General features: G+C 74.9%; 22 protein-coding genes. 14 read left to right on the top strand and 8 right to left on the bottom strand.

Going from position 1 to position 23064, the window contains the following annotated elements:
- Positions 1–2 precede the first annotated feature (2 nt).
- Positions 3–1034 (top strand): DNA topoisomerase IB, encoded by a 1032-nt coding sequence (locus tag QEZ54_RS06860; RefSeq protein WP_281303625.1) that lies wholly within the window; start codon positions 3–5, stop codon positions 1032–1034.
- Here the strand turns inward: QEZ54_RS06860 and QEZ54_RS06865 are convergent.
- On the bottom strand, positions 1015–1665 hold the full coding sequence (locus QEZ54_RS06865) for an ATP-binding protein (protein ID WP_281303626.1): 651 nt from the start codon (positions 1663–1665) through the stop codon (positions 1015–1017). The two genes, QEZ54_RS06860 and QEZ54_RS06865, sit on opposite strands and share 20 nt — an antisense overlap.
- A 155-nt stretch (positions 1666–1820) precedes the next feature.
- Entirely contained in the window at positions 1821–2225 is a 405-nt protein-coding gene (locus tag QEZ54_RS06870; RefSeq protein WP_281303627.1) for a CBS domain-containing protein, read from the bottom strand.
- Positions 2226–2462: 237 nt separating this feature from the next.
- On the opposite strand from QEZ54_RS06870, the gene QEZ54_RS06875 reads away from it, so the two are divergent.
- On the top strand, positions 2463–3260 hold the full coding sequence (locus QEZ54_RS06875; RefSeq protein WP_281303628.1) for a SigB/SigF/SigG family RNA polymerase sigma factor: 798 nt from the start codon (positions 2463–2465) through the stop codon (positions 3258–3260).
- 5 nt (positions 3261–3265) lie between these two features.
- Here the strand turns inward: QEZ54_RS06875 and QEZ54_RS06880 are convergent, their stop codons facing one another.
- The 3 genes from QEZ54_RS06880 to QEZ54_RS06890 form a co-directional block, all read right to left on the bottom strand.
- Entirely contained in the window at positions 3266–4519 is a 1254-nt protein-coding gene (locus QEZ54_RS06880) for an MFS transporter (RefSeq protein ID WP_281303920.1), read from the bottom strand.
- A 108-nt stretch (positions 4520–4627) separates the two neighbouring features.
- On the bottom strand, positions 4628–5620 hold the full coding sequence (locus tag QEZ54_RS06885; RefSeq protein ID WP_281303629.1) for a glycosyltransferase: 993 nt from the start codon (positions 5618–5620) through the stop codon (positions 4628–4630).
- Entirely contained in the window at positions 5617–7272 is a 1656-nt protein-coding gene (locus tag QEZ54_RS06890; RefSeq protein ID WP_281303630.1) for a carbamoyltransferase C-terminal domain-containing protein, read from the bottom strand. The genes QEZ54_RS06885 and QEZ54_RS06890 overlap by 4 nt, the downstream gene beginning before the upstream one ends.
- Before the next feature lie 167 nt (positions 7273–7439).
- Between QEZ54_RS06890 and QEZ54_RS06895 the strand changes: the two genes are divergently transcribed.
- From QEZ54_RS06895 to QEZ54_RS06920, 6 genes are read left to right on the top strand one after another with little or no spacing between them, the layout of a single operon-like run.
- A complete protein-coding gene (locus tag QEZ54_RS06895) occupies positions 7440–9002 on the top strand; it encodes an HAD-IIIA family hydrolase (RefSeq protein WP_281303631.1) in 1563 nt (520 codons plus the stop codon).
- Between the two features lie 2 nt (positions 9003–9004).
- Positions 9005–9976 carry a glycosyltransferase gene (locus QEZ54_RS06900; protein ID WP_281303632.1) on the top strand — a complete coding sequence of 324 codons (972 nt, stop codon included), beginning with the start codon at positions 9005–9007 and terminating at the stop codon, positions 9974–9976.
- Positions 9958–10593: an SIS domain-containing protein gene (locus QEZ54_RS06905; RefSeq protein WP_348650519.1), complete on the top strand. Its 636-nt coding sequence runs from the start codon at positions 9958–9960 to the stop codon at positions 10591–10593. The genes QEZ54_RS06900 and QEZ54_RS06905 overlap by 19 nt, the downstream gene beginning before the upstream one ends.
- Positions 10593–12020, top strand: coding sequence for a PfkB family carbohydrate kinase (locus tag QEZ54_RS06910; protein WP_281303633.1), 1428 nt, complete (start codon positions 10593–10595; stop codon positions 12018–12020). The genes QEZ54_RS06905 and QEZ54_RS06910 overlap by 1 nt, the downstream gene beginning before the upstream one ends.
- The gene (locus tag QEZ54_RS06915) at positions 12017–12706 is read left to right on the top strand and encodes an SDR family oxidoreductase (protein ID WP_281303634.1); all 690 of its coding nucleotides are present in this window, start codon (positions 12017–12019) and stop codon (positions 12704–12706) included. The genes QEZ54_RS06910 and QEZ54_RS06915 overlap by 4 nt, the downstream gene beginning before the upstream one ends.
- Positions 12703–13689 (top strand): glycosyltransferase family 9 protein, encoded by a 987-nt coding sequence (locus QEZ54_RS06920; RefSeq protein WP_281303635.1) that lies wholly within the window; start codon positions 12703–12705, stop codon positions 13687–13689. The genes QEZ54_RS06915 and QEZ54_RS06920 overlap by 4 nt, the downstream gene beginning before the upstream one ends.
- Here QEZ54_RS06920 and QEZ54_RS06925 read toward each other — a convergent pair.
- Positions 13607–14173, bottom strand: coding sequence for a hypothetical protein (locus tag QEZ54_RS06925; RefSeq protein WP_281303636.1), 567 nt, complete (start codon positions 14171–14173; stop codon positions 13607–13609). The genes QEZ54_RS06920 and QEZ54_RS06925 overlap by 83 nt on opposite strands.
- 28 nt (positions 14174–14201) lie before the next feature.
- A complete protein-coding gene (locus QEZ54_RS06930; RefSeq protein ID WP_281303922.1) occupies positions 14202–15434 on the bottom strand; it encodes a glycosyltransferase in 1233 nt (410 codons plus the stop codon).
- Between the two features lie 123 nt (positions 15435–15557).
- Here QEZ54_RS06930 and QEZ54_RS06935 point away from each other — a divergent pair, with 123 nt between their 5' ends.
- The 6 genes from QEZ54_RS06935 (at position 15558) to QEZ54_RS06960 (ending at position 21779) form a co-directional block, all read left to right on the top strand.
- Positions 15558–17912: a nitrate reductase gene (locus tag QEZ54_RS06935; RefSeq protein WP_281303637.1), complete on the top strand. Its 2355-nt coding sequence runs from the start codon at positions 15558–15560 to the stop codon at positions 17910–17912.
- A 12-nt stretch (positions 17913–17924) separates the two neighbouring features.
- Positions 17925–18383, top strand: a complete 459-nt coding sequence (locus QEZ54_RS06940) for a hypothetical protein (RefSeq protein ID WP_281303638.1) — start codon at positions 17925–17927, stop codon at positions 18381–18383.
- Positions 18384–18461: 78 nt separating this feature from the next.
- Positions 18462–19643, top strand: coding sequence for a zinc-dependent alcohol dehydrogenase (locus tag QEZ54_RS06945; RefSeq protein WP_281303639.1), 1182 nt, complete (start codon positions 18462–18464; stop codon positions 19641–19643).
- A gap of 194 nt (positions 19644–19837) precedes the next feature.
- On the top strand, positions 19838–20803 hold the full coding sequence (locus tag QEZ54_RS06950; RefSeq protein ID WP_281303640.1) for a hypothetical protein: 966 nt from the start codon (positions 19838–19840) through the stop codon (positions 20801–20803).
- Positions 20800–21240: a phage holin family protein gene (locus tag QEZ54_RS06955; protein ID WP_281303641.1), complete on the top strand. Its 441-nt coding sequence runs from the start codon at positions 20800–20802 to the stop codon at positions 21238–21240. The genes QEZ54_RS06950 and QEZ54_RS06955 overlap by 4 nt, the downstream gene beginning before the upstream one ends.
- The gene (locus tag QEZ54_RS06960; protein ID WP_281303642.1) at positions 21237–21779 is read left to right on the top strand and encodes a DUF3618 domain-containing protein; all 543 of its coding nucleotides are present in this window, start codon (positions 21237–21239) and stop codon (positions 21777–21779) included. Before QEZ54_RS06955 ends, QEZ54_RS06960 begins: the two co-directional genes overlap by 4 nt.
- Positions 21780–21843: 64 nt before the next feature.
- Here QEZ54_RS06960 and QEZ54_RS06965 read toward each other — a convergent pair whose 3' ends face one another.
- Positions 21844–23034 (bottom strand): PP2C family protein-serine/threonine phosphatase, encoded by a 1191-nt coding sequence (locus QEZ54_RS06965; RefSeq protein WP_281303643.1) that lies wholly within the window; start codon positions 23032–23034, stop codon positions 21844–21846.
- Between the last annotated feature and the right edge of the window lie 30 nt (positions 23035–23064).

The following is a 23064-nucleotide window of genomic DNA, read 5'->3' on the forward strand; positions in this document are numbered from 1 at the left end:
CCGTGCGTCTGCGTCGTAGCGACCTGTCGAAGCCGGGCATCAGCCGCCGCCGGCGCGGCAAGGGCTTCTCCTACACCCTCGGCGGCGAGCCGGTCACCGACCGGGCGGTGCTGGACCGCATCGCGGGGCTCGCGGTGCCGCCCGCGTGGAACGACGTATGGGTCTGCCCCGACGAGCGCGGCCACATCCAGGCGACCGGCACCGACGCGGCTGGGCGCAAGCAGTACCGGTACCACGACCTCTGGCGGGCCAAGCGCGACCGGCAGAAGTTCGGCCGCCTCGACGAGATGGCGCGGGCCCTGCCGAAGATGCGCGCGGCGGTGGCTCGTGACCTCGGCGGCCGGGGCCTTTCCCGCAGCCGCGTGCTGGCCGCGGCGGTCCGGCTGCTCGACCGCGCCGCCGTGCGCGTCGGCAGTGAGCAGTACGCCGTCGACGATCCCGACCTGGGCGAGGCGACGTTCGGGCTGGCGACGATCCGGCGCGAGCACGTGCGGGTGCGCGGCAGCCGGCTGACGCTCAGCTTCCCCGCCAAGGGCGGGATCGAGGCGGCGGTCACCGTGGACGACGACGCGCTGGCCGGCGTGGTGCGGGCGCTGCTGCGGCGGAAGGACCCGTCGGAGGAGCTGCTGGCGTACCGCACCGGGCAGGAGTGGCACGACGTCAAGAGCGGCGACGTCAACGACTACCTGCGCGAGATCAGCGGTGCGGAGATCACCGCCAAGGACTTCCGCACCTGGCACGGCACCGTGGCGGCGCTGGTGAGTCTGTGCGCCGCCGGGGCGTGCGGGTCGGCCACGGCTCGGAACAAGGCGGTGGCCGCGGCGATGCGGGACGCCTCGCAGGTGCTGGGCAACACGCCGGCCGTGGCGAAGGCTTCGTACGTCGATCCGCGGCTGGTCGACGAGTTCCACGGCGGTTCGCTGGCACCGCTGGACGGTCTATCCAGCGCGGACGGCGACGCGGTCGCGGCCGCCTTCGCCGACGAGCGGCTGTGGCGCCGCGCGGAGAAGGCCGCTATGCGGGTGCTCTCCTGAGCGTGCCCTGGTCACTCAGGACTTCGACGCGGGCCCACACCACCTTGCCGTCGCTGGTCAGCAGGCAGCCCCAGTCGCGTGACAGGGCGGACACCAGCTCCAGGCCGCCCCCGGCGTCGTGCGGGCCTGGCGCCTGGGGCGGGAACGGGTCGCCGTCGCGGACCGCCACGTCGATGCCGCCGGGCACCGCACGCAGGGTCAGCTGGAGTTCGGTGCGGGCGTGCACGATGGCGTTGGCGGCCAGTTCCGAGGCGAGCAGGCGCACGATCTGGGCCGGTCGGCGCAGCCCGAAGTCGTGGCAGGCCTGCCACGCGAGGTCGCGGGCGGCGGCGCAGCTGGGAGCGACCGGTGGTAGCCGCAGGGACCGGCGCGGGGCGGCGGGCAACTGCCGAGCGGTGGCCACGGCGTCGGCCGTTTCGGCGTACGTGGTGATGCCGTCGATCCCTGTCAGCCAGGCCGGGGGCGCCGCGACCAGCAGTGGTGCTCCCGGCCAGCGCCGGGCGGTGCGGGCCATGCCGAGCAGCCAGGCCGGAAGCCGCGGGTCGAGGCAGGGGGCGGCGGTCAGGTCGAGCAGCACGCCATCGGGCTGGTCGGCCAGGCAGTCGGTGACCGTCACGCCCAGTTCGACCACTGTCGACTCATCCAGTGTGCCCGCCACCACGATCTCTGCGATCGGGAGGTGGCGCCTGACATGGCACACCAAAGTCGGCATATATCCCATGTCCCCGTCTTCGCGACTATTAATCCCTGACTGACCGGGGACATTGAGGGGACGTCGCGCTACGGTCACGCCGCCGCCTGCCGCTGGTAGTCGGCCAGCTCGTCCCGATCCAGGTCGGCCCGGCTCACCACGCCGACCACCCGCCCCGCCTCGCACACCGGCAGGCGCCCCAGGCCGTGCAGCGCCATGAGCCGCAGGGCCTCGGTGATGTCGTCATCGGCGTGCACGGTCACCAGCTCCCGGCCGAGCAGGTCACGAACGGTGGCGGCGTGCGGGTCCAGGTCCTCGGCCAGCCCCCGGGCCACCAGTTCGTATGCGGTGAGTGTGCCGATCAGCGTCGTCCCATCGGTCACCAGCAGCTCGTCGATGTCGTGCGAGCGCATCAGCCGGCTCGCCTCGACCAGCGCGGCATCGGCGTCGACGCATACCAGGTCGCCGGTCATCACGTCGCGGACCAGGACGGTGTCCATCACGACTCCCTTCGTAGGGCGCTGACGTTCCCGACCCTCCCATCGCCGAAACTGCCTGTTCAGAAGCGGTTTGGTGCCGAACGGGGCCGGGTATCAGCGTGGTTCGCCGTATGGCGACGATGACCGCCGAGCAGCCTTCTGAGGCGGCGGCCGGTGCTCCAGCAGCAGGGCACGAAGCTTGGACTACGCCCTCGGCAGCGCGCGCCGCGCCTGTCCGGGCAGGCTGGGTGACCGGCAATGACCACGACCAAGTTCCTCGAACCCGATCCGGGTTCCGAGACACCGACGGCTGACTGCGAACAGGCGCTGAGCCTCCTGCACCGGCTGCCGCCCGAGGACGCCGGCACGATGCGGCTGCGCAACGAGATCATCTGCCGCTGCCTGCCGATGGCGCGCAGGCTCGCCGAGCGGTTCCGCAACCGGGGCGAGGACGTCCAGGACCTGATCCAGGTCGCGACGATCGGGCTGATCAATTCCGTCGACCGGTTCGACCCCGACCGGGGCGTGCCGTTCGCGTACTTCGCGGCGCCGACGATCCTGGGCGAGATCAAGCGACACTTCCGCGACCGGACCTGGACCCTGCACGTCTACCGGTCGCTGCAGGATCTGCACGTGGCCGTGTGCCGGGTGGTGCCCGAGCTGACCCAGGCGCTGCAGCGTACGCCCACGGCCGCGGACATCGCCGCGAGCCTGAAGGTCGACGTGGCCGAGGTGCAGCAGGCCATGGAGTGCTCGGCGGCCCACACCACCGGGTCGATCAACGCGCCGATCACCGGCGACGACCGCGACAGCCAGATGGGCGACCTGCTCGGGGCGCCGGACAGCACCCTGGAGGGCGTCGCCGACCGGCAGGTGCTGTACGACGCGATCGCCACCCTGCCCGAACGCGACCAGCGCATCCTGCGGATGCGGTTCGTCGACGGGCTCACCCAGAGTGAGATCGCCGCGCAGATCGGCGTCTCGCAGATGCAGATCTCGCGGCTGCTGGCGCGCACGTTCGACCGGCTGCGCGAGCAGCTGACGATCGACGACTGAGCGGCTCAGCCGGCCAGGGCCGCCCGCAGCGTGTGGCGGACCTGGCCGACGCGTACCGGGATACGCCGGCGGCGGGCCATCAGCATCGCGGCGGCGGCGGTGGCCGCCGTCGTGGCCAGGCCCGCGGCGACGAGGGTGGTGCGCGGCCCGGCGAGCTCCGCCAGCAGGCCGAGCAGCGGGGCTCCGGCCGCGGCCGCCAGCGAGCCGGTCGCGGCGAGCGCGGCCAGGACCCGGCCCCGCAGGGCGGCACTGGTGTCCAGCTGCACGCGGGTGCTGACGGCGGTGTCGATGAGCACCGCCCCGGCCGCGATCGGCACCAGCGCCAGCGCGAACGACCACAGCTGCGGTGCGAAGCCTGCCAGGACCTGCAGTGCGCTGGTGACCAGGGCGGCCCCCACCAGGGTCCGGTAGCCGAGTACGGCCTGGCGGGCGGCCAGCAGTCCGCCGGCCACCGTGCCCGCGGCGAACACGGTGGACAGCAGCGCGTAGCCGCCTGCCCCGGCGTGCAGCGGTCCGTCGCTCATCGCGGCCATGGTCACCTGGTAGTTGCGGCCGAGGCTGCCCAGCACCAGGGCCAGCGCGAGCGCGGTCAGCACCATGGGCCGACGGCGCAGGTGCGCCAGCAGGCCGGTGGCGGGCTGGTGCGCGGCCGGGGCGGCGGTCGGCAGGTCGAGCGGGTGCAGGTCGCGACCGCGGATGGCGGCCACGGCGGCGATGACGAGCAGGAAGCTGACCGCGTTGCCCGCGAACAGCAGCGTCGGGCCCCACGCGGCGACGATGACCCCGCCCAGGCTCATGCCGAGGATCCGGCCGCAGGAGCTGACCAGGGAACCCAGGGACAGGGCGTTGGACAGCGCAGCCCGGTCGACGGTCGCGGCGGCATACCGGCCCATGACGGGGCCCTCCAGCGCGGTCACCGCCCCGCCCAGCAGGGAGATCGCGTAGACGGCGGGCAGGTCGCGGGTCGAGGGCGTGTACGCGGTGAACGCCAGCGCGGCGGCGAGCGCGGCATGGGCCGCCTGGGTGGCGACGAGCAGCGGCCGGGCGGGCAGCCGGTCGGCGAGCATGCCGCCCAGACCGCCGAGGAGCAGTACGGGCAGGGTCTGCAGGGCGACGGTCACGCCCATGCTGGCGGCCGAGCGGGTCGACTGGAGGACGTACCAGTTGACGCCGAGGACCTGCATCCAGGTGCCGACGATGGAGACCAGGCAGGCTCCGGTCCAGAGGCGGAACGCGCGGTGACGCAGCGCCGCGAACATGTGCCGCACGACAATGTGCCTTTCGGGGGTGGATCAGGTCGCCCGTGGGTCGGGGACCTGCCAGTGTGCTGGCAGATGTCGATCAGTGGGTACTTCTGGTGAGCCGCCTCACCGCACGGGCCGCGGCCGCGGCCCGGCGCGCAGCCAGCCGCGCAGCCAGTGCCAGACCGCCAGCGGCGGGATCGCGGCACTGGTCAGCAGCATCGTCGTACGCTCGGCGGCCGTCGGCGGGCCGGGCGCGATGCGCGCGGCGGCGAACTCGGCCGTGCCCGCGAGCCAGCCGAGCGCGCCGACCGCCGCCGCCAGGCCCGCCGGTCGCCGGGCCCGCCGGTCGGCGGCGCAGGCCGCGGCGACCAGGGCGCCGACCCCGGCCAGCGTGATCGCGACGTGGCGGGGGCGGCGGCCGGGCGGCACCTGCAGCAGGCTGCGCCAGTGGCTGCCGTAGAGGCGGTACAGCAGGGCGTCGTCGGCGTTGCCGCGCTGGGTGCGCAGGCTCACCCAGCGGTTCTCGGGCCGTACCGGGTGGGTGGTCTGCCGGGCCCCGCGTACCAGCCGCCAGCCCGCCGCCCGGACGCGGAAGGCCAGCTCGGCGTCCTCCCGGTACGCGCGCGGGAACCGCTCGTCGAACCCGCCCACGGCGGCCAGCGCCGAGCGGCGGTACGCCATGTCGGCGGTGATCCAGTGGCTGGTAGACAGCGCGGCGGTGCACCGCTCCCAGTCGGTGGGGCGCCGGTCCGGCGGCAGCGGCACGCGGATCCGGCCGATGCTGCCGCCGACCGCCCCGGGCAGGCTCAGGTCGGCGCGCAGCGCGTGCCACCAGCCCGGACCGGGCCGCACGTCGTCGTCGAGGAAGGCGATCCAGTCGTGGCGGGCCGCGCGCCAGCCGACGTTGCGCGCGGCGGCGGGTCCGCGTCCGGGCCCGTCCAGCACCCGGGTCAGCGCCCGCAGCCGGGCCGGCACGGCCACGTCCACCGGCCGGTCGCGCACCACCAGCAGCTCCACCTCGCCGGGGGCGGCGGTGCCCAGCTGGCCCGCGAGCACGGCGAGCAGCTCGTCGAGGCTGGCCCGGCCGATGGTCGGGACGACCACGCTGACGTTCACCGGGGGCTGCCGAAGGCGACCGGGCGGCGTACGGCGTACGGGCCGAGCACGAGCAGGTCGACCGGGGCGGCCCCGAACAGCTCCATCGCCTGGCGCGGGGTGTCGACCATGGGCTGCCCGGCGATGTTGAGCGAGGTGTTGACCACCACCGGCAGGCCGGTGCGCCGCTCGAACGCGGTCAGCATCGCCGCCACCCGCGGCTCGACGGCCGGGTCGACGGTCTGCACCCGGGCGGTGCCGTCGACGTGCACGACCGCCGGGATGCGCTCGCGCCAGTCCGGGCGCACCCGGTGCACGAACAGCATGTACGGGCTGGGCAGCATCCCTTCGAAGATGTCGGCGGCCCGGTCCAGCAGCACCATCGGTGCGACCGGCCGGAACTGCTCGCGCCCCTTGATGTCGTTGAGCCGGGCGGTGGTGCCCGGGTCGCCGGGGTTGGCCAGCAGCGACCGGTGCCCCAGGGCGCGCGGCCCGTACTCGGCGCGGCCGTCGAACCAGGCCACCACGCCATCGGCGGCCAGCACCGCGGCGGCCGCCTCGGCGACGCTGGGCGGCCGCTCGTAGGGCAGCCCCGCCCGGAGCAGCTCGGCTTCGAGCTGGTCGTCGGTGAAGCCGCGGCCCAGGTCGGGGCCGGGCATCGGCTGCGGGGTGTCCTCGTACAGCCGGGCCAGCTGAAGCGCGGCGCCCAGCGCCGTGCCCGCGTCACCGGCGGCGGGCTGGACCCAGACGTCGTCGAACGGGCCGTCGGCGGCCAGCCGGGCGTTGGCGACGCAGTTGAGCGCCACCCCGCCCGCCAGCGCCAGCCGGGTCGCCCCGCCGCTGGCGTCGTACAGCCAGGCGGCCAGGTCCAGCAGCACCTCCTCCAGGCGGTGCTGGACGCTGCACGCCAGGTCGGCGTGGTCGTCGTCCAGCGGGTCGTCCTCGTGGTGGCGGGCCTTGGCCATGGCGGCCCAGTCGACCGGTTCGGTGCGGAAGCCGCCGTCGGCGGTGGGGTAGACCAGCTCGCGCAGCGCGGGCAGGAACCGGGCCCGGCCGTAGGAGGCCAGCGCCATCACCTTGTACTCGTCGCAGGAGCGCAGGAAGCCCAGGTGCGCGGTCAGGTCCTCGTAAAGCAGGCCGAGCGAGTGCGGCAGGGTCTGGCCGTACAGGGGTCGCAGCAGGCCGTCGCGGTAGACGCCGGACAGGTGGCTGGTGGCCTCGCCGCGCCCGTCCAGGACCAGCACGGCGGTGTCGCCGCCGACCGGCGCCGCCAGGGCCGCCGAGGCGGCGTGGGCGACGTGGTGCGGCACGAACCGGACGGCGCTCGGGTCGAGGCCGGGCAGCTCCTCGGCCAGGAACGAGGGCGCCCGGCGGGCGTAGTCCTGGCGCAGCCAGTCCCACGGGTCGTCCAGGCCGACCTCCTCGGCGGGGTGGCACAGGCCGGGGTCGAAGGAGTAGCCGACCGCGTCGAGGTCGGCGGGGGTCAGCCCGGCTTCGGCCAGGCACCACCGGGCGGACTGGGCGGGCAGCTCCCACGCCGAGAACGGCACCGGCCGCTTGCCGTGCTTGCGGCGGCTGAACCGCTCCTCCTCGGCGGCCGCGACGGTGCGGCCGTCGACGACCAGGGCCGCCGCCGGGTCATGGAACACCGCGTTGATACCGAGCACCTTCATGCGGGCGGCAGTTCCCGGGCCCCAGCGGTTCAAAACGGTGCAATCTCCTCGCTGGAGATTTCTATCCTGGCCGGAGATTGCCCACTGCGCAGTAACAAGCACTGAAATCTCCTTTTCGCTGCGTTTGAGTACGGTTTGCCGGGCGAGGGATCGGGTACCGAGCCCAGGTGCTTCCCGAGACTCCGTCCGCAGGGCTCTTCGACGCGGTCCTGTTCGACCGCGACGACACCCTGATCCGCGACGTCCCCGGCATCAGCGACCCGGACCTGGTCGAGCCGATGCCGGGAGCCCGCGCCGCCCTCGACGCGCTGCGCGCGGCCGGGCTGCGCCTGGGGGTGGTCACCAACCAGGCGGCCGTCGGCCGAGGCCAGACCAGCGCCGCCGCCCTGGGCGCCGTCAACGACCGGGTGGAGCGGCTGCTCGGGCCCTTCGACAGCTGGCGCGTCTGCTGCCACGTCCCCGCCGACCGGTGCGGCTGCCGCAAACCCGCCCCCGGGCTGGTCCGAGCCGCCGCCCGCGACCTCGGCGTGGCGACCGTCCGCTGCGTCGTGGTCGGCGACATCGGCTCCGACCTGCGCGCCGCCGCGGCCGCGGGCGCCACCGGCCTGCTGGTGCCGACCGCCCGCACCCGTCCTGACGAGACAGCCGCCGCCTCGTACGCCGTGCCCGACCTGGCGGCGGCCGCGGCGTGGATCCTGGCCCGGCAGGCGGCCGCCCGCGTCGCCGACCGCGACGACCAGCCGGGCCACGTCCTGGCGGTGCGGTCCGACTCCGCCGGCGACGTGCTGCTGACCGGCCCGGCCCTGCGCGCCCTGGCGGCCGGCTCCCGTTCGCTGTCGCTGCTCACCGGCCCGCGCGGCACCGCCGCCGGACGCCTGCTGCCCGGCGTCGACCGGCTCGCCGAATGGCCTACGCCGTGGATCGACCGCGATCCCGCCCCGGTGACCGGCGACGCCGTCGACCGTCTGCTCCGGACGGTACGCGACTGGAGCATCGACGAAGCGGTGGTGTTCACCTCCTACCACCAGTCGCCGCTGCCCTACGCGCTGCTGCTGCGGCTGGCCGGCGTCGGCCGCGTCAGCGCGATCTGCGAGGACTACCCGGGTGCGCTGCTGGACGTGCGCCACCACGTGCCCGACGACCTGCCCGAACCGCACCGCGCCCGGTCGCTCGCGGCCGCAGCCGGCTTCCCGGTGCCCGCCGACGATGACGGCCGTCTGCGGGTGTCCATCCCGCCAGCGCGGCGCACCGGCCGGGTCGTGGTGCACCCCGGTGCGAGCGCGTCCGCGCGCGGCATCCCGACGAAGGTCGCCGTGGACCTGGTCCGGGCGCTGGCTCGCACCGGCCGGCAGGTCGTCGTCACCGGCGGGCCCGCCGAACGCGACCTCACCGCCGAGGTCGCCGGGCACGCCGGAGTCGACCTGGGCGGCCGCACCGACCTGGCCGCGCTGGGCCGGCTGCTGGCCGCCTCGGCCTGCCTGGTCAGCGGCAACACCGGCCCGGCGCACCTGGCCGCGGCCGTCGGCACGCCGGTGGTCAGCCTGTACGCCCCGACCGTGCCGTTCGCCCGCTGGGGCCCGTACGGCGTGCCGCACGTGCGGCTGGGCGACCCGGCCGCGCCGTGCCGCGACTCCCGGGCCGTGGCCTGCACGCTGCCCGGCCACCCGTGCCTGTCCGAGGTGGACGCCGCCGACGTCGTCGCCGCCGTGGAACTGCTGACCGGGGAGTAGCCGTGAACATCCTGCTCTGGCACGTGCACGCCGCCTGGACCACCGCGTTCGTCCAGGGCCCGCACACGTACCTGCTGCCCACCACCCGCGAACGCGGCCCGTACGGCCGCGGGCGGGCGCGCACCTACCCGTGGCCGCCGTCCTGTGTGGAGGTCACCCCGGACGAGCTGGCCACCGCCGAGGTCGACCTGATCGTGCTGCAGCGGCCCGAGGAGTGGCAGCTGGCGGCCCGCTGGCTGCGCCGCGAACCCGGCCGCGACGTGCCCGTGGTCTACGTCGAGCACAACACCCCGCGCCGGGACGTCCCCGACAGCCGCCACCCGATGGCCGACCGCGACGACGTGACCCTGGTGCACGTCACGCACTTCAACGACCTGTTCTGGCAGGCGGGCGCCACCCGCACCGTCGTCGTCGAGCACGGCATCCCGGTCCCGGCGGTGTCCTACACCGGCGAGCTGGCCCGCATCGCGGTCGCGGTCAACGAACCGCTGCGCCGCGGCCGGGTCGCCGGCACCGACCTGCTGCCCCGCTTCAGCGAGGCGGCCGGGCTGGACGTCTACGGCATCGGCGCCGGCGCCCTGCGCTGGGACGTCCCACCCGGCACCGGCCTGTACGACGACCCGCCGCAGCCCGAACTGCACCGCCAGCTGGCCCGCCACCGGGTGTACCTGCACCCGTTCCGGTGGACCTCGCTGGGGCTCAGCCTGCTGGAGGCGATGATGATCGGCGCGCCGGTGGTGGCGCTGGCCACCACCGAGGCGGTCGAGGCGGTCCCGTCCCACGCCGGTGTCCTGTCGACCAGGGTCGACACCCTGGTCGAGGCGGTGCAGTGGCTCATCGCCGACCCGCAGACCGCCACCGAACTGGGGGCGCGCGGCCGTGCCGCGGTCAGCGCCCGCTACGGCCTGGACCGTTTCACATCCGCCTGGGAGCGGCTGTTCAGGGAGGTCATCCCATGTATGTCGCACCGATAGACCAGACGCTGCTCACCGGCCATCTGCGCAAGCTGGCCCAGACCGCCGCGACGTTCGAGGCCCAGGCGGCCAAACTCTCCCGCTGGGGCAACCTGCTCGCCCGCACCCTGCTCGGCGGCGGTCGGCTGCTGGTGGCCGGCAACGGCGGCAGCGCCGCGCAGGCCCAGCACCTGGCCGCCGAGTTCGTCGGCAAGCTCGACGGCGACCGGATGCCGCTGTCGGCGATCGCGCTGACCGCCGACAGCTGCGGCGTCACCGCCATCGCCAACGACTACGGCTACCCGGCCGTGTTCGCGCGGCAGGTCCGCGCGCACGGCCGGGAGGGCGACGTGCTGCTGCTCATCTCCACCAGCGGCCGCAGCGAGAACCTGCTGTCGGCCGCCGACGCGGCCCGCGCGACGGGGCTGCGGGTCTGGGGGTTCACCGGCGACCTGCCCAACCCGCTGGCGCAGCGCTGCACCGACGTGGTGGCCGTGCCGAGCCGCGATACCCAGATCATCCAGGAGCTGCAGCTGGCGGCCGGGCACGTGCTGTGCGCGTACGCCGACGCGGCGCTGCCGCGGGCCCGGGGCGAGCTCCGGCTGCTGCGCGTGCCCGAGCCGCAGGAGGTGGCGTGATGGGCGCACCGCTGGTCGTCGTCGGCGACTCGCTGCTCGACGTGGACGTCTCCGGGCAGGTCGACCGGGTCTGCCCCGACGCGCCCGTGCCCGTCTTCGAGGCGGGTGTGGGCACACCCCGGCCCGGCGGGGCCGCGCTGGCCGCGACGCTGCTGGCGCTGAGCGGGCACCAGGTGCGGCTGGTGACCGCGATCGGCCCCGACGAGGCCGGCCGGCGGCTGCGCGACCTGCTGCGCGCCGCCGGGGTCGGGGTGCTGCTGCTGCCGTACGACGGCGGCACGCCCGAGAAGATCCGGCTGATCACCGACCGGCAGGTGGTGCTGCGCCTGGACCGCGGCTGCCGGGTGCATCCCGTCGGGGCACCGGGCGGGGCGGCGCTGGTCGCGCTGGCCGAGGCCCCGGCGATCCTGGTCAGCGACTACGGCCGGGGCGTGGCCGCGCACAACGAGGTACGCCGCGCCCTGACCACGGCGGCCTCCAGCCGCCCCGTGGTGTGGGACCCGCACCCGCGCGGGCCCGGCCCGGTGCACGGGCTGCGCCTGGTCACCCCGAACGAACGCGAGCTGCCGGTGGCCGACCAGCCGTCGGTGCACGCCGACCGCCTCGGGGCGGTCGCGCGCCGCGCCGCCGGGGCCCGCCTGCTGTGGCGGGCCGGTGCGGTGGCGGTGACGCTGGGCGCGCAGGGCGCGCTGGTGTGCGACGGCAGCCCCGCCCCGCTGATGGTGGCCTCGCCGCTGCACGCCGACGGCGACGCCTGCGGCGCGGGCGACCGCTTCGCCGGGGTCGCCGCCGCGCTGCTGGGCGAGGGGGCCCTGGTCTCCGAGGCGGTCGCGGCCGGAGTCGAGGCGGCGTCGCGGTTCGTCGCCACCGGCGGCGTGCAGCGCTACGAGCAGCGCGCGGGCCTGCCCGGTCTGGCGCCGGTCGGTCTGGACGCGGCCCTGGCCGCGGTCGAGCGGGTGCGGGCCGCGGGCGGCCGGGTGGTCGCCACCGGCGGCTGCTTCGACCTGCTGCACCCGGGGCACGTGGCGACGCTGCGCGCCGCCCGGCAGCTCGGCGACTGCCTGGTCGTCTGCGTCAACTCCGACGACAGCGTACGGCGGCTCAAGGGCGACGGGCGGCCGGTCGTGCACGAGCACGACCGCGCCCAGACCCTGGCCGCGCTGAGCTGCGTCGACGCCGTCGTCGTGTTCGGCGAGTCCAGCCCCGTCGAGGTACTGGGCCGACTGCGGCCGGACGTGTGGGTCAAGGGCGGCGACTACAACCTGGAGCACCCGCGACCCGGGCAGGCGATGCCCGAGGCGGACCGGGTCCGCGACTGGGGCGGGCAGTGCGTGCTCGTGCCGTACGTCGCCGGGCACTCCACCACGCAGCTCATCCGCAGCGCGCGCCGAGCCGGGCGCGACGCCGAGCAGAGGAGTCCACGATGAACAGCAGCAACCCGGGGCGGGTCCTGATCAGCGGCGGCGCGAGCGGGCTCGGTGCGGCGGTCGTCCGGGCCGTCGCCGACGCCGGTGGCAAGCCGTACGTGCTGGACCGCGACCCCGTCGAGGGCGACCACCGGCTGGTCGACGTCGCCGACACCGCCGCCGTCACCGAAGCCGTCACCGAGCTGGGCCGGCAGACCGGCGGCTTCGACGCCGTGGTCACCGCGGCGGGCTGGGACCAGCCCGGCCGCCTGGCCGACGTGCCCGCCGACCGCTGGGACCGGGTCGTGCACATCGACCTGCTCGGCACGGCCGCGGTCATCCGGGCGGCGCTGCCGTTCCTGCCGATCGGCGGCGGCGGACACATCGTCACCGTCGCCTCGACGCTGGGGCTGCGGGCCGTCAGCGACGCCACCGCCTACTGCGCCGCGAAGTTCGGCGTCGTCGGGTTCACCCGGGCGCTGGCGGTCGAGCTGGCCGGGCAGGTCGGGGTGACGCTGCTGATCCCCGGAGGCATGCGCACGGCCTTCTTCGACGGGCGCACCGAGCAGTACCGGCCCTCGGCCGACGCCGCCCTCAACGACCCGGCCAACGTGGCCGCGGCGGTGCTGTTCGCGCTGTCGCAGCCGCCCGGTTGCGCGGTGCGCGAACTGGTGGTGTGCCCGGACACGGAGCCGTCCTACCCGTGAGCCGCTCGCGCCGCATCCTCGTGCTGCGGGCGCTGGGCATCGGGGACCTGGCCGCGGCGGTGCCGGCACTGCGCGCGCTGCGCACCGCCCGGCCCGACGCGCGGATCACCCTGGCCGCACCGGACTGGCTCGCGCCGCTGGCCGGGCTGACCGGTGCGGTCGACCGCGTGGAGGCGGTGGACGGCCTGGCCGCCTCCGTGGTCGGCGGCGGCCCGTACGACCTGGCGGTGAACCTGCACGGCCGGGGGCCCCGGTCGCACCTGCTGCTGCGGCGCAGCACCTCGGCGGGGCTGTGGGCGTTCCGCTGCCCCGCCGCCGAGCACGGCACCGGTCCGGACTGGCGCGCCGCCGAGCACGAGGTGGCCCGCTGGTGCCGGCTGCTGCGCTGGTACGGCGGCACGCCCGACCCGCAGGACCTGGCGCTGCGGCGGCCGCGGCTCGCGGTGCCGACGGGGCTGACGCTGGTCCACCCGGGGGCCAAGACGGCCGATCGACGCTGGCCGGCGGCTCGTTTCGCCGAAGTGTGCGCCGCGCTGCACCGGTCGGGCCACCGCGTCGCGCTGACCGGCTCGGCCGCCGAGCGGGACCTGGGCCTGGACATCGCCGCGCGGGCCGGGCTGGGCGAGGACCGGGTGCTGGCGGGCCGCACCGGCGTGGCGGAGCTGGCGGCGCTGGTGGCCGCCGCGCGGCTGGTGGTCAGCGGGGACACCGGCATCGCGCACCTGGCCACCGCGTACGCGGTGCCCTCGGTGGTCATGTTCGGGGCGCTGGGTCCGCACCTGTGGGGTCCGCCCGCGGGACGCCCGTGGCATCAGGCCCTGTGGCACCCGGATCCGGCGGCGCTGCCGCGCCCTGCATCCGGTCCCCATCCCGCGCTGCTGGCCACGACCTGTACGCAGGTCATCGAGGCAGCGGAGCTGGCGTGCGCCGCAGCGCCCGCTGGAGCCGGTCCAGCCGTGCCCGCAGCGCCCGCTGCAGCATGACCGGGTACACGTGCAGCACGATGTTCAGGATGGACAGCCACGCCACCGCGGTCCAGGCGCGCGCCACGACGGCGGCGAGCACCAGCGCCGTTCCGATGACGGCGAGGATCAGGTGGCTGAGCTCCGCCCGGCGGGTGCCGAGCTCGAACGCGTCCAGCGAGGCGCGGGTGCCGTCATAGGACCTGTCCTTGCGGTTCGCGCGCTCCCAGCCGATCCGGCGCAGCAGGAGCATGAACGGCCAGACGCCGAGCCTGCGGTAGAGCCCCGGTTCCCAGGCGCGGACCTGATACCAGCCGCCGCTCGGGGACGGCCGCAGCGCCGACATCGAGGCCGACATCCCCGCCATCATGGCGAAGTGGACCACCCAGGCGAAGGCGAAGCCGCCGAAGCCGAGGAACGCGCCGGTCGCCCAGCTCACCGCCACGACCGCCGCCGCGCCGAACACGACGGTCAGCAGTGCGCGGGGACTTTGCCCACGACTCATGCGGGCAGCGTAGTGGTGCGGCGCCCCGTCAGAGGAACCGGGCCGGTACCGCCGCGTCGACATAGCGCTCGGCGGCCACGACCTGCCCGTACACCGTCGCCAGGCGGTGCGCGGTGTGCTGCCAGGTGTACCGGTCCCGGGCGATCGCTCCGGCCATCCGCCCGTAGGCGGCGCGCCGGGCCGGGTCGCCCAGCAGGTGCCCGAGCGCCGCGGCCAGGGCGGGCACGTCGCGGGGCGGCACCAGGGCGCCGGTGACCCCGTCGCGTACCGAGTCGATCAGCCCGCCGACCGCGTACGCGACGACCGGCACCTGGCAGGACATCGCCTCCAGCGGCGTGATGCCGAACGGCTCGTAGTCGGGTGTGCACGCCACCACGTCCGCCGACCGGTACAGCGCGGGCATCTGCGCCTGCGGCACCCCGCCCAGCAGCGTCACCCGGTCGCGTACGCCGAGGCGGGTCGCCAGTTCGAGCAGCCGGACCGCCTCCGGTTCGGCGTCGAGCGCGGCCGCGGGCGGACCGCCCACGATGACCAGCTCGACCCCCGGCAGCGCGGGCATCGCGGCGATGAGGTCGGCGAACCCCTTGCGCGGCACGAGCCGCCCCACGCTGACCACCCGGGCGGGCCGCCGCGACCCCGGGCTACCGGCCGGTGCCGGGGTGAACACCGAGGTGTCGACGCCTGACGGGATGACCGTGGTCTTCTCCGTCGGCAGGCCGTACCGGCGCAGCTCCGCCACCTCGTCGGAGCACTGGGCGATGATCCGCGCCGCGGCGAGGCCGACCTGGCGCTCCAACCCCACCCGGCCGGGCGGGCTGGTGTCGGCGGGGCCCTGCATGCGCTTCTTCACCGCACCCAGCGCGTGGTAGGTGACCACGAACGGCCGGGCGCGCCGCTGGGTCGCCCGCAGGGCCGCGACGCCGCTCATCCAGAAGTGCGCGTGCACCACGTCGGGCTCGAACCCCGGGCGGTGCCACCGGCGCAGCAGGAAGTCGCCGAAGGGACCCATGTACGGCAGCAGCTCGTCCTTGGGCACCGCCTCGGCCGGCCCCACCGGCACGTGCTCGACGCTGTAACCGTCCGGCACGTGCACCACCGGCGGCAGCTCGGGGTCGTCGCGGCGGGTGTACACCCGTACCTGGTGCCCCAGGCGCACCAGGGCGGCGGCCAGCTGGGCGACGTGCACGTTCTGGCCGCCGGCGTCGACGCCGCCGAGCGCGGCCAGCGGGCTGGCGTGTTCGGAGATCATGGCGATACTCAGCGCGGACATCGCGGGGCTCCTCTCGACCGAGCCGCAGTACCCCCGCCCCCGGGCGGGCAAACGGTGCGATTACCCGGGGCGCTGCGCGGGTACGGACCGGTCGCGAACTGCGAGGGGGCAGCCATGGATGACCGCATCGCCGACGTCTGGGGGCGGCGCACGCCCTACCGCGGGGGCGGGCACTGGCCCGTGCGGGAGGACAGCCACCTCGCCGACGGCGTCGACCCGCGGCGGGTGCAGTGGGTGCCGTCGGCCTGCGTGCTCTGCAGCAACGGCTGCGGCTGCGACATCGCGGTGCTCGACGGCCGCATGGTCGGGGTGCGCGGCCGGGTCCGGGACCGGGTCAACCACGGCCGGCTCGGGCCGAAGGGCCTCTACGGCAGCTGGCAGGCCCAGAGCAGCCCGGACCGGCTGACGGTGCCGCTGCTGCGCCAGGGCGGCCGGCTGGTGGAGACCGACTGGGACACCGCGATGGACCGCATCGCGGCGGTGTCGCGGGCCCTGCTGGACGACAAGGGCCCGCTCTCGCACGGCTTCTACACCTCCGGCCAGCTGTTCCTGGAGGAGTACTACACCCTGGCCGTCATCGGCAAGGCGGGCCTGGGCACCCCGCACATGGACGGCAACACCCGCCTGTGCACCGCGACCTCGGCCGCGGCGCTGAAGGAGAGCTTCGGCTGCGACGGGCAGCCCGGCAGCTACACCGACGTCGACCACGCCGACGCGATCTTCCTGTACGGCCACAACGTCGCCGAGACGCAGACGGTGCTCTGGTCGCGAATCCTCGACCGGATCGAGGGCCCCGACCGGCCGAGGATCGTCTGCGTCGACCCGCGCCGCACCGCCGTCGCCCAGGCCGCCGACCTGCACCTGCCGGTCCGCCCCGGCACCAACCTGGCGCTGCTCAACGCGATCGTGCACGAACTGATCGCCGCCGACCTTATCGACCACGACTACGTCCGCGACCACACCAGCGGCTTCGCGCAGCTGCGCGACACGGTCGCGTCGTACGGCGCCGACAACGTCGCCGAGCTGTGCGGCGTACCAGCCGACGACATCCGCCGCGCGGCGCACCTGTTCGGCACCACCGGACGGGTCCTGTCGACGGTGCTGCAGGGCTTCTACCAGTCGCACCAGGCCACCGCCGCGTCGTGCCAGGTCAACAACCTGCACCTGCTGCGCGGCATGCTCGGCCGCCCCGGCTGCGGCGTGCTGCAGATGAACGGCCAGCCCACCGCCGAGAACACCCGCGAGTGCGGCGCCGACGGCGACCTGCCGGGCTTCCGCAACTGGGCCGACGAGGAGCACATCGCGCAGCTGGCGAAGCTGTGGAACGTCGACCCGCTGGTCATCCCGCACTGGTCGCCGCCGACCCACGCCATGCAGATCTTCCGCTACGCCGAGCAGGGCTCGATCCGGCTGCTGTGGATCAGCGGCACCAACCCGGCGGTGTCGCTGCCGGACCTGGCCCGCATCCGGGCCGTCCTCGGCGACGAGAAGCTGTTCGTGATCGTGTCCGACTGCTTCCTGACCGAGACCGCGCAGCTGGCCGACGTGGTCCTGCCCGCCGCGATGTGGGGTGAGAAGACCGGCACCTTCACCAACACCGACCGCAGCGTGCATTTGAGCCTCAAGGCGGTCGACCCGCCCGGCCAGGCCCGCTCCGACCTGGACGCCTTCTGCGAGTACGCCCGCCGGATGGACCTGCGCGACCGCGACGGCGCCCCGCTGATCGGCTGGTCGGACCCGGAGGGCGCCTTCGCGGCGTGGCGCGAGTGCAGCCGGGGCCGCCCCTGCGACTACACCGGCCTGTCCTACCAGCGGCTGCGCCACGGGCCGGTGCAGTGGCCGTGCAACGACGAGCACCCGGACGGCCAGGAGCGGCTCTACGGCGACGGCGTGTTCCCGACGGCGCTCGGGCGGTGCGAGGAGTTCGGCCACGACCTGCTCACCGGGGCGGCAGTGACCCCGGAGCAGTACCGGGCGCTGCGCATCGACGGCAGGGCCAGGCTCCGCGCCGCCGACTACGTGCCCGGCGAGCACACGACCACCGAGGAGCATCCGCTGCTGCTGACGACCGGGCGTACGGCGTACCACTTCCACACCCGCACCAAGACGGCCCGCGCGCCCGAACTGAACCGGGCCGCGCCGCGGCCCTGGGTCGAGGTGAGCGCCGCCGACGCCCGCCGGCTGGACCTGCGCGAGGGCGACACGGTCCGGGTCGAGTCCGCCACCGGCCACGTCGACCTGCCGGTACGCGTCACCGATGCCCGCCCCGGCACCGTCTTCATCCCGTTCCACTACGGCTACTGGGACACCGACTCTACCGAGCCGCGCGCCGCCAACGAGCTCACCGCGACCGCCTGGGACCCGGTGTCCAAGCAGCCGCATTTCAAACTCGCCGCGGTACGCCTGACCCTGCTGGCGCGCGGCGACCAGTCGGCCCCGCCCGGCGGCGACGCCGCCATCGGGGTGTGAGGAGGACCGACCATGCACCTGCCCGTCTACCTCGGCCTGCTGGACAGCGGTGAGCAGGCGCTGGCCGACAGCTTCGACCTGGTCGCCGAGGGGCACGGCGACGAGCCCGACGTCCGGCAGCTGTGCCGCACCCTGGCCGCGCAGTGCCGGGAGCGGGTCGCGGCGCTGCGACCGGTGCTCGACCGCTACGGCGAGAAGCCGGCGGCCGAACCCGAGCGGCTGCACGCCGAGGCCCTGCCCGCCGCGCGTACCGGCGCGGTCGGACTGCTGCGCGACCTGCAGGACCTGGTGCTGCTGGCCACGCTCGTGGACAGCAGCTGGACGGTGGTCTGCCAGGCCGCGCAGGGGCTGCGCGACCGGGAGCTGCTGGCGGTGGTCTGCCAGGCGCAGCCGCAGGTGAGCAACCAGCTCGCCTGGCTGACCACCCGGATCAAGAGCGCCGCGCCGCAGGCGCTGCTGGCCGCCGCCTGACCGATCGTCGCACCGACGTTTGCCCTGCGCCCAGCCGGGAACTGCCCCACGACGCAGTCGACGGAGGAGGCGGACGCGATGAGGGCAGTGACCTGGCACGGCCGGGGTGACGTGCGGGTGGAGACGGTGCCGGATCCGATCCTGCAGGAGCCGACCGACGCGGTCATCAGGGTGACCTCGAGCGGCATCTGCGGCTCGGACCTGCACCTGTACGAGGTGCTCACCCCGTTCATGGCCGAGGGCGACATCCTGGGCCACGAACCGATGGGCATCGTCGAGGAGGTCGGCCCCGCGGTGACCGGGATCAGACCGGGCGACCGGGTGGTGGTGCCGTTCAACATCGCGTGCGGCCACTGCTGGATGTGCGGGCAGGGTCTGCAGAGCCAGTGCGAGACGACCCAGGTGCGGCAGGAGGGCATGGGCGCGGCGCTGTTCGGCTACACCCGGCTCTACGGGCAAGTCCCCGGCGGGCAGGCGCAGTTCCTGCGCGTGCCGCAGGCGCAGTACGGCCCGATCACCGTCCCCGTCGGCCCGCCCGACGACATGTTCGTCTACCTGTCCGACGTCCTGCCCACCGCCTGGCAGGCGGTCGAGTACGCGGCGATCCCGCAGGGCGGCTCCGTGCTGGTGCTCGGGCTGGGCCCGATCGGCGACATGTGCTGCCGGGTGGCGGCGCTGCGCGGCGCGGGGCAGCTCATCGCGATCGACCCGGTGCCCGAGCGCCGCGAGCGCGCGCGTGCCCGGGGCGTGACCACGCTGGACCTGGGCGACCGGGACGACCTGGTCGCCGCCGTCCGGGAACTGACCGGCGGCCGCGGACCGGACTCGGTCATCGACGCGGTCGGCATGGAGGCCCACGGCTCGCCGGTCAGCGCCACGCTGCAGAAGATGACCGGCGTGCTGCCGGACGCGGTGGCGGCCAAGCTCATGGAGACCGCCGGGGTCGACCGGATGGCGGCGCTGAACCTGGCCATCGAGGCGGTGCGCCGGGGCGGCACCATCTCGATCATCGGCGTGTACGGCGGCATGGCCGACCCGCTGCCCATGCTGACCCTGTTCGACAAGCAGGTCCAGCTGCGCATGGGCCAGGCCAACGTGCGCAACTGGGTCGACGACATCATGCCGCTGCTCACCGACGGGGATCCGCTGGGCGTGCTGGACTTCGCCACCCACCGGGTACCGCTGACCGACGCGCCCGAGGCGTACCGGACCTTCCAGGAGAAGAAGGACGGCTGCGTCAAGGTGCTGCTGCAGCCGTGACGCCGACGCGGTGGGGTGCGGGACGTGTCGCTGAGCCCGCGGGAGCGCGAACTGCTCGGCCTTTCCGCAGCTGGCAGGCCGTTTGAGGTAGGTCCCGGCGGGTACGTGTCGACATCGGCCACACGGAATGCGACGGCTCCTTCCGGCGCCGCGCGGCCCGCAACGGCCACCAGATCGTGGAGGGGGAACACGAGATGACAGAGCAGTACCGGGATACCACCGAGCGGGACACCGCCAGTGGCGGCTCCGGGCTCGGCGGACCCGCCGGGCAGCCGTCCGCGGAAGGGGTGTCGCGCGAGCAGCACGACCTTTCGCAGACGCCGGGCAAGTTCACCGACGACTCCCCGGTCGACGCGGCCACCGGCGACCCGACCACCGCGACGGCCGCCGACGACGCCAGGCCGTCACCGCTTTCGGGCGACCCGGCGACGCCGACGAGGGGCTACGCACCGGACGCGCCGGGTGTGCCGAGCGGCATGACCGGGCCGCCCATCGCGGCCGAGGCGGCGCAGGCCGTGCCCGTGCCGGCCCAGACCGGCGGCCTGACGCCGTCGACCCGCACCGAGCCCGAACCTGAGTCCGGCGGCGGTATCGCCGGAGCTAAGGAGCAGGTCAAGCAGGTGGCGCAGGAGACCGGTGCCCAGGCGCGCGGCCTGCTGGACACGACGACACGGGAGCTCACCGAGCAGGCCTCCACCCAGCAGCAGCGCATCGCCGGCACGCTGCACACGCTCGCCGACGACCTCGCGACCATGCGGGGCGGCGAGGGCGGCGACCGGATGGCCGGGGAGCTGTTGCAGCAGGTCTCCGAGCGGGCGCACCAGGCCGCCGACTGGCTCGAACACCGCCAGCCCGGCGCGATCCTGGACGAGGTGCGCGACTACGCCCGGCGCCACCCGGGCACGTTCCTGCTCGGCGCGCTGGCCGCGGGGCTGGTCGTGGGCAGGCTCACCCGCAACATCGCGTCGTCGAGCGGCTCGTCGGACGGCTCGCCGGGCGACTCCGTGATGATCGAGCACCCGACCGGGCCGGCGACCCGGATGGTTCCGGAGCGGCCGGCCACCGCCGCCGGTCTGACCGGCGGGCCCAGGACGCCCGACGACCTGGCGTCCACGGCGCGCATCGGCGGCCTGGAGCAGGAGAGCGGGGTCGCGCGATGAGAACCGAACCGCTGCGTACGGGACCGGACCTGCCCGCGGGCGGCCCGACCCAGCAGTCGATCGGAGACCTGATCGGCGACATCAGCACCGACCTGTCGACGCTGATGCGGCAGGAGCTGGAGCTGGCCAGGGCCGAGTTCCGGCAGGAGGCGGCCAAGGCGGGCCGCGCGGCCGGGATGTTCGCCGCGGCCGGGATCGCCGGGTTCCTGGCGGTGCTGTTCGTGTCGCTGGCCCTGTGGCGGCTGCTGTCGGCGGTGATGGACGCGGGCTGGGCCGCGGTGATCGTGGCGGTCCTCTGGGCCGTCGTCGGCGCCATCCTGTACGGGGCCGGCCGGTCCTGGCTGCGTCGGCTGAAGCCGATGCCGCAGACGACACAGACCGTGAAGGAGATGCCTTCGGCGCTGCGGGGGCACAGCCGTGAGGGGGACATGCCATGAGTACGCAGCCCGAGCAGATCCGCCGGGACATCGAACGCACCCGGGAGGAGCTTCGCGGCAACGTCGACGCGCTCAACGACCGGGTGAACCCGTCTCGGGTGGTCGGCCGCCGGGTCGACGCGGCCAGGGGAATGGTCACGTCGGTGCGCGAGCGGGTCATGGGCACCGCCCAGCACCCGCTGCGCAGCGGCGAAGGAGCCGTGTCGGCGCTGACCGACAAGGCGTCGTCGGCGGCCGACTCGGTCGGCGCCACCGCCTCGGCGGCCCAGCAGCGGGTGCTGTCCAGCACCCAGGGCAGCCCGCTGGCCGCGGGCCTGATCGCCTTCGGGGCCGGGGTGCTCATCTCGGCGCTGCTGCCGGCCAGCGAGCCGGAGCAGCGGCTGGCCGGCCAGCTCAAGGAGAAGGTGTCCGAGCACGCCGACGAGCTCAAGGAGCAGGCGTCGCAGGCGGTCGGGGAGGTGCGCGAGCACCTGCGGGAGCCGGTGCAGCAGGCGGTCGAGTCGGTCAAGTCCTCCGCTTCGGAGGCGATGCCGAGCTGACTGTCGGCAAGGGGCCGGTCGGCCGGTCCGGGCAGCACCGCTGCCGGACCGGCCGACCGGCGTATCAGACGGTGGCCCGGCGGGTCGCCTCGGCCGACCACTCGACCAGCATCAGCGTCGCGTCGTCGCGGACCGGGCCCTGCGGGAACTCGACCACCCGGCGGGCCAGCTGCCGCAGCGTCTCCGGCGCGGGCAGCTTCGCCAGCTGCGCCCGCTCGGCCAGGTCCGCCAGCCGCTGCTCGCCGAACGGCTCACCGGCACGGTTGCGGGCCTCGACCACCCCGTCGGAGAAGAGCAGCAGCCGGTCACCCGGCTCCAGGTTCTCCTCGCCCACGTCGAGCCGGGCGTCGGCCAGGCCTAGCGGCATCCGTCGGCCGCCGGACAGCGCGCCCACCGTCCTGCTGCCGCGCAGCAGCAGCGGGAACGGGTGCCCGGCGTTGACGTAGCGCAGCACGCCCGCGTCGGTGTCCAGCTCGCAGAGCAGCCCGGTCACGAAGGCCCGCTGGCCGAACTGCTGCGCCAGCGACCGCTCGGCCGCCTGGACCAGGTTGGCCAGGGCCGGGTCGCGCTGCCGCGCGGCCCGGATCGCGCCCAGCGCCGTCACGGACATGACCGCGGCCGACAGGCCCCGGCCGACCGCGTCCAGGATCAGGAAGCGGGCGTACGGTCCGTCGAGGGCGTAGTCGAACGCGTCGCCGCCGATGTCGTACCGGGGCTCCAGGATGGCGCTGACCACCAGCCGGTCGGAGGTGAACGTCAGCGGCGGCAGGGCCGAGGTGAGCATCTCGGCCGCCACCGTCATCGGCCTGCTGCGCCGCAGCCGGCGCAGCGCGTCGCCGTAGGGCATCTTCACCCCGATCAGATGCCCGGCCAGGTTGACGTAGGTCTCGCACCACTCGCGCACCGGCGCGAGGTCACCGGGCACGAGCATCTCGACGACACCGAGCCGCTCGGACCCGTCCACCAGCGGGACCCACAGCCGCCCCGGCGCGGTGTCCGCCGGGTACTGCGTGGTGACGGTGGTGTAGGCGCGGCCCGCCAGGGTGGTTTCGATCTCCAGCGGGGGGCCGGTGGGCTTGCCGCGCTCCGGGATCGGGCGCAGGCAGCGCTGCTCGACGTCGGCCAGGTAGCAGGTGGTCTCCATGCGCAGCGGGCGCAGCGCCGCGCCTACGCACTCGGCGACCTGCTCGGACCGCGCGTGCTGGACCAGTTGGAGCAGATCGATGATGGCCGCGTGCCAGGGGTCGTACCGCATCATGCCTCCAACCAGGTGGACCGGGTTCGT

Source organism: Catellatospora sp. KI3, assembly GCF_029948125.1.
Lineage (GTDB): Bacteria > Actinomycetota > Actinomycetes > Mycobacteriales > Micromonosporaceae > Catellatospora.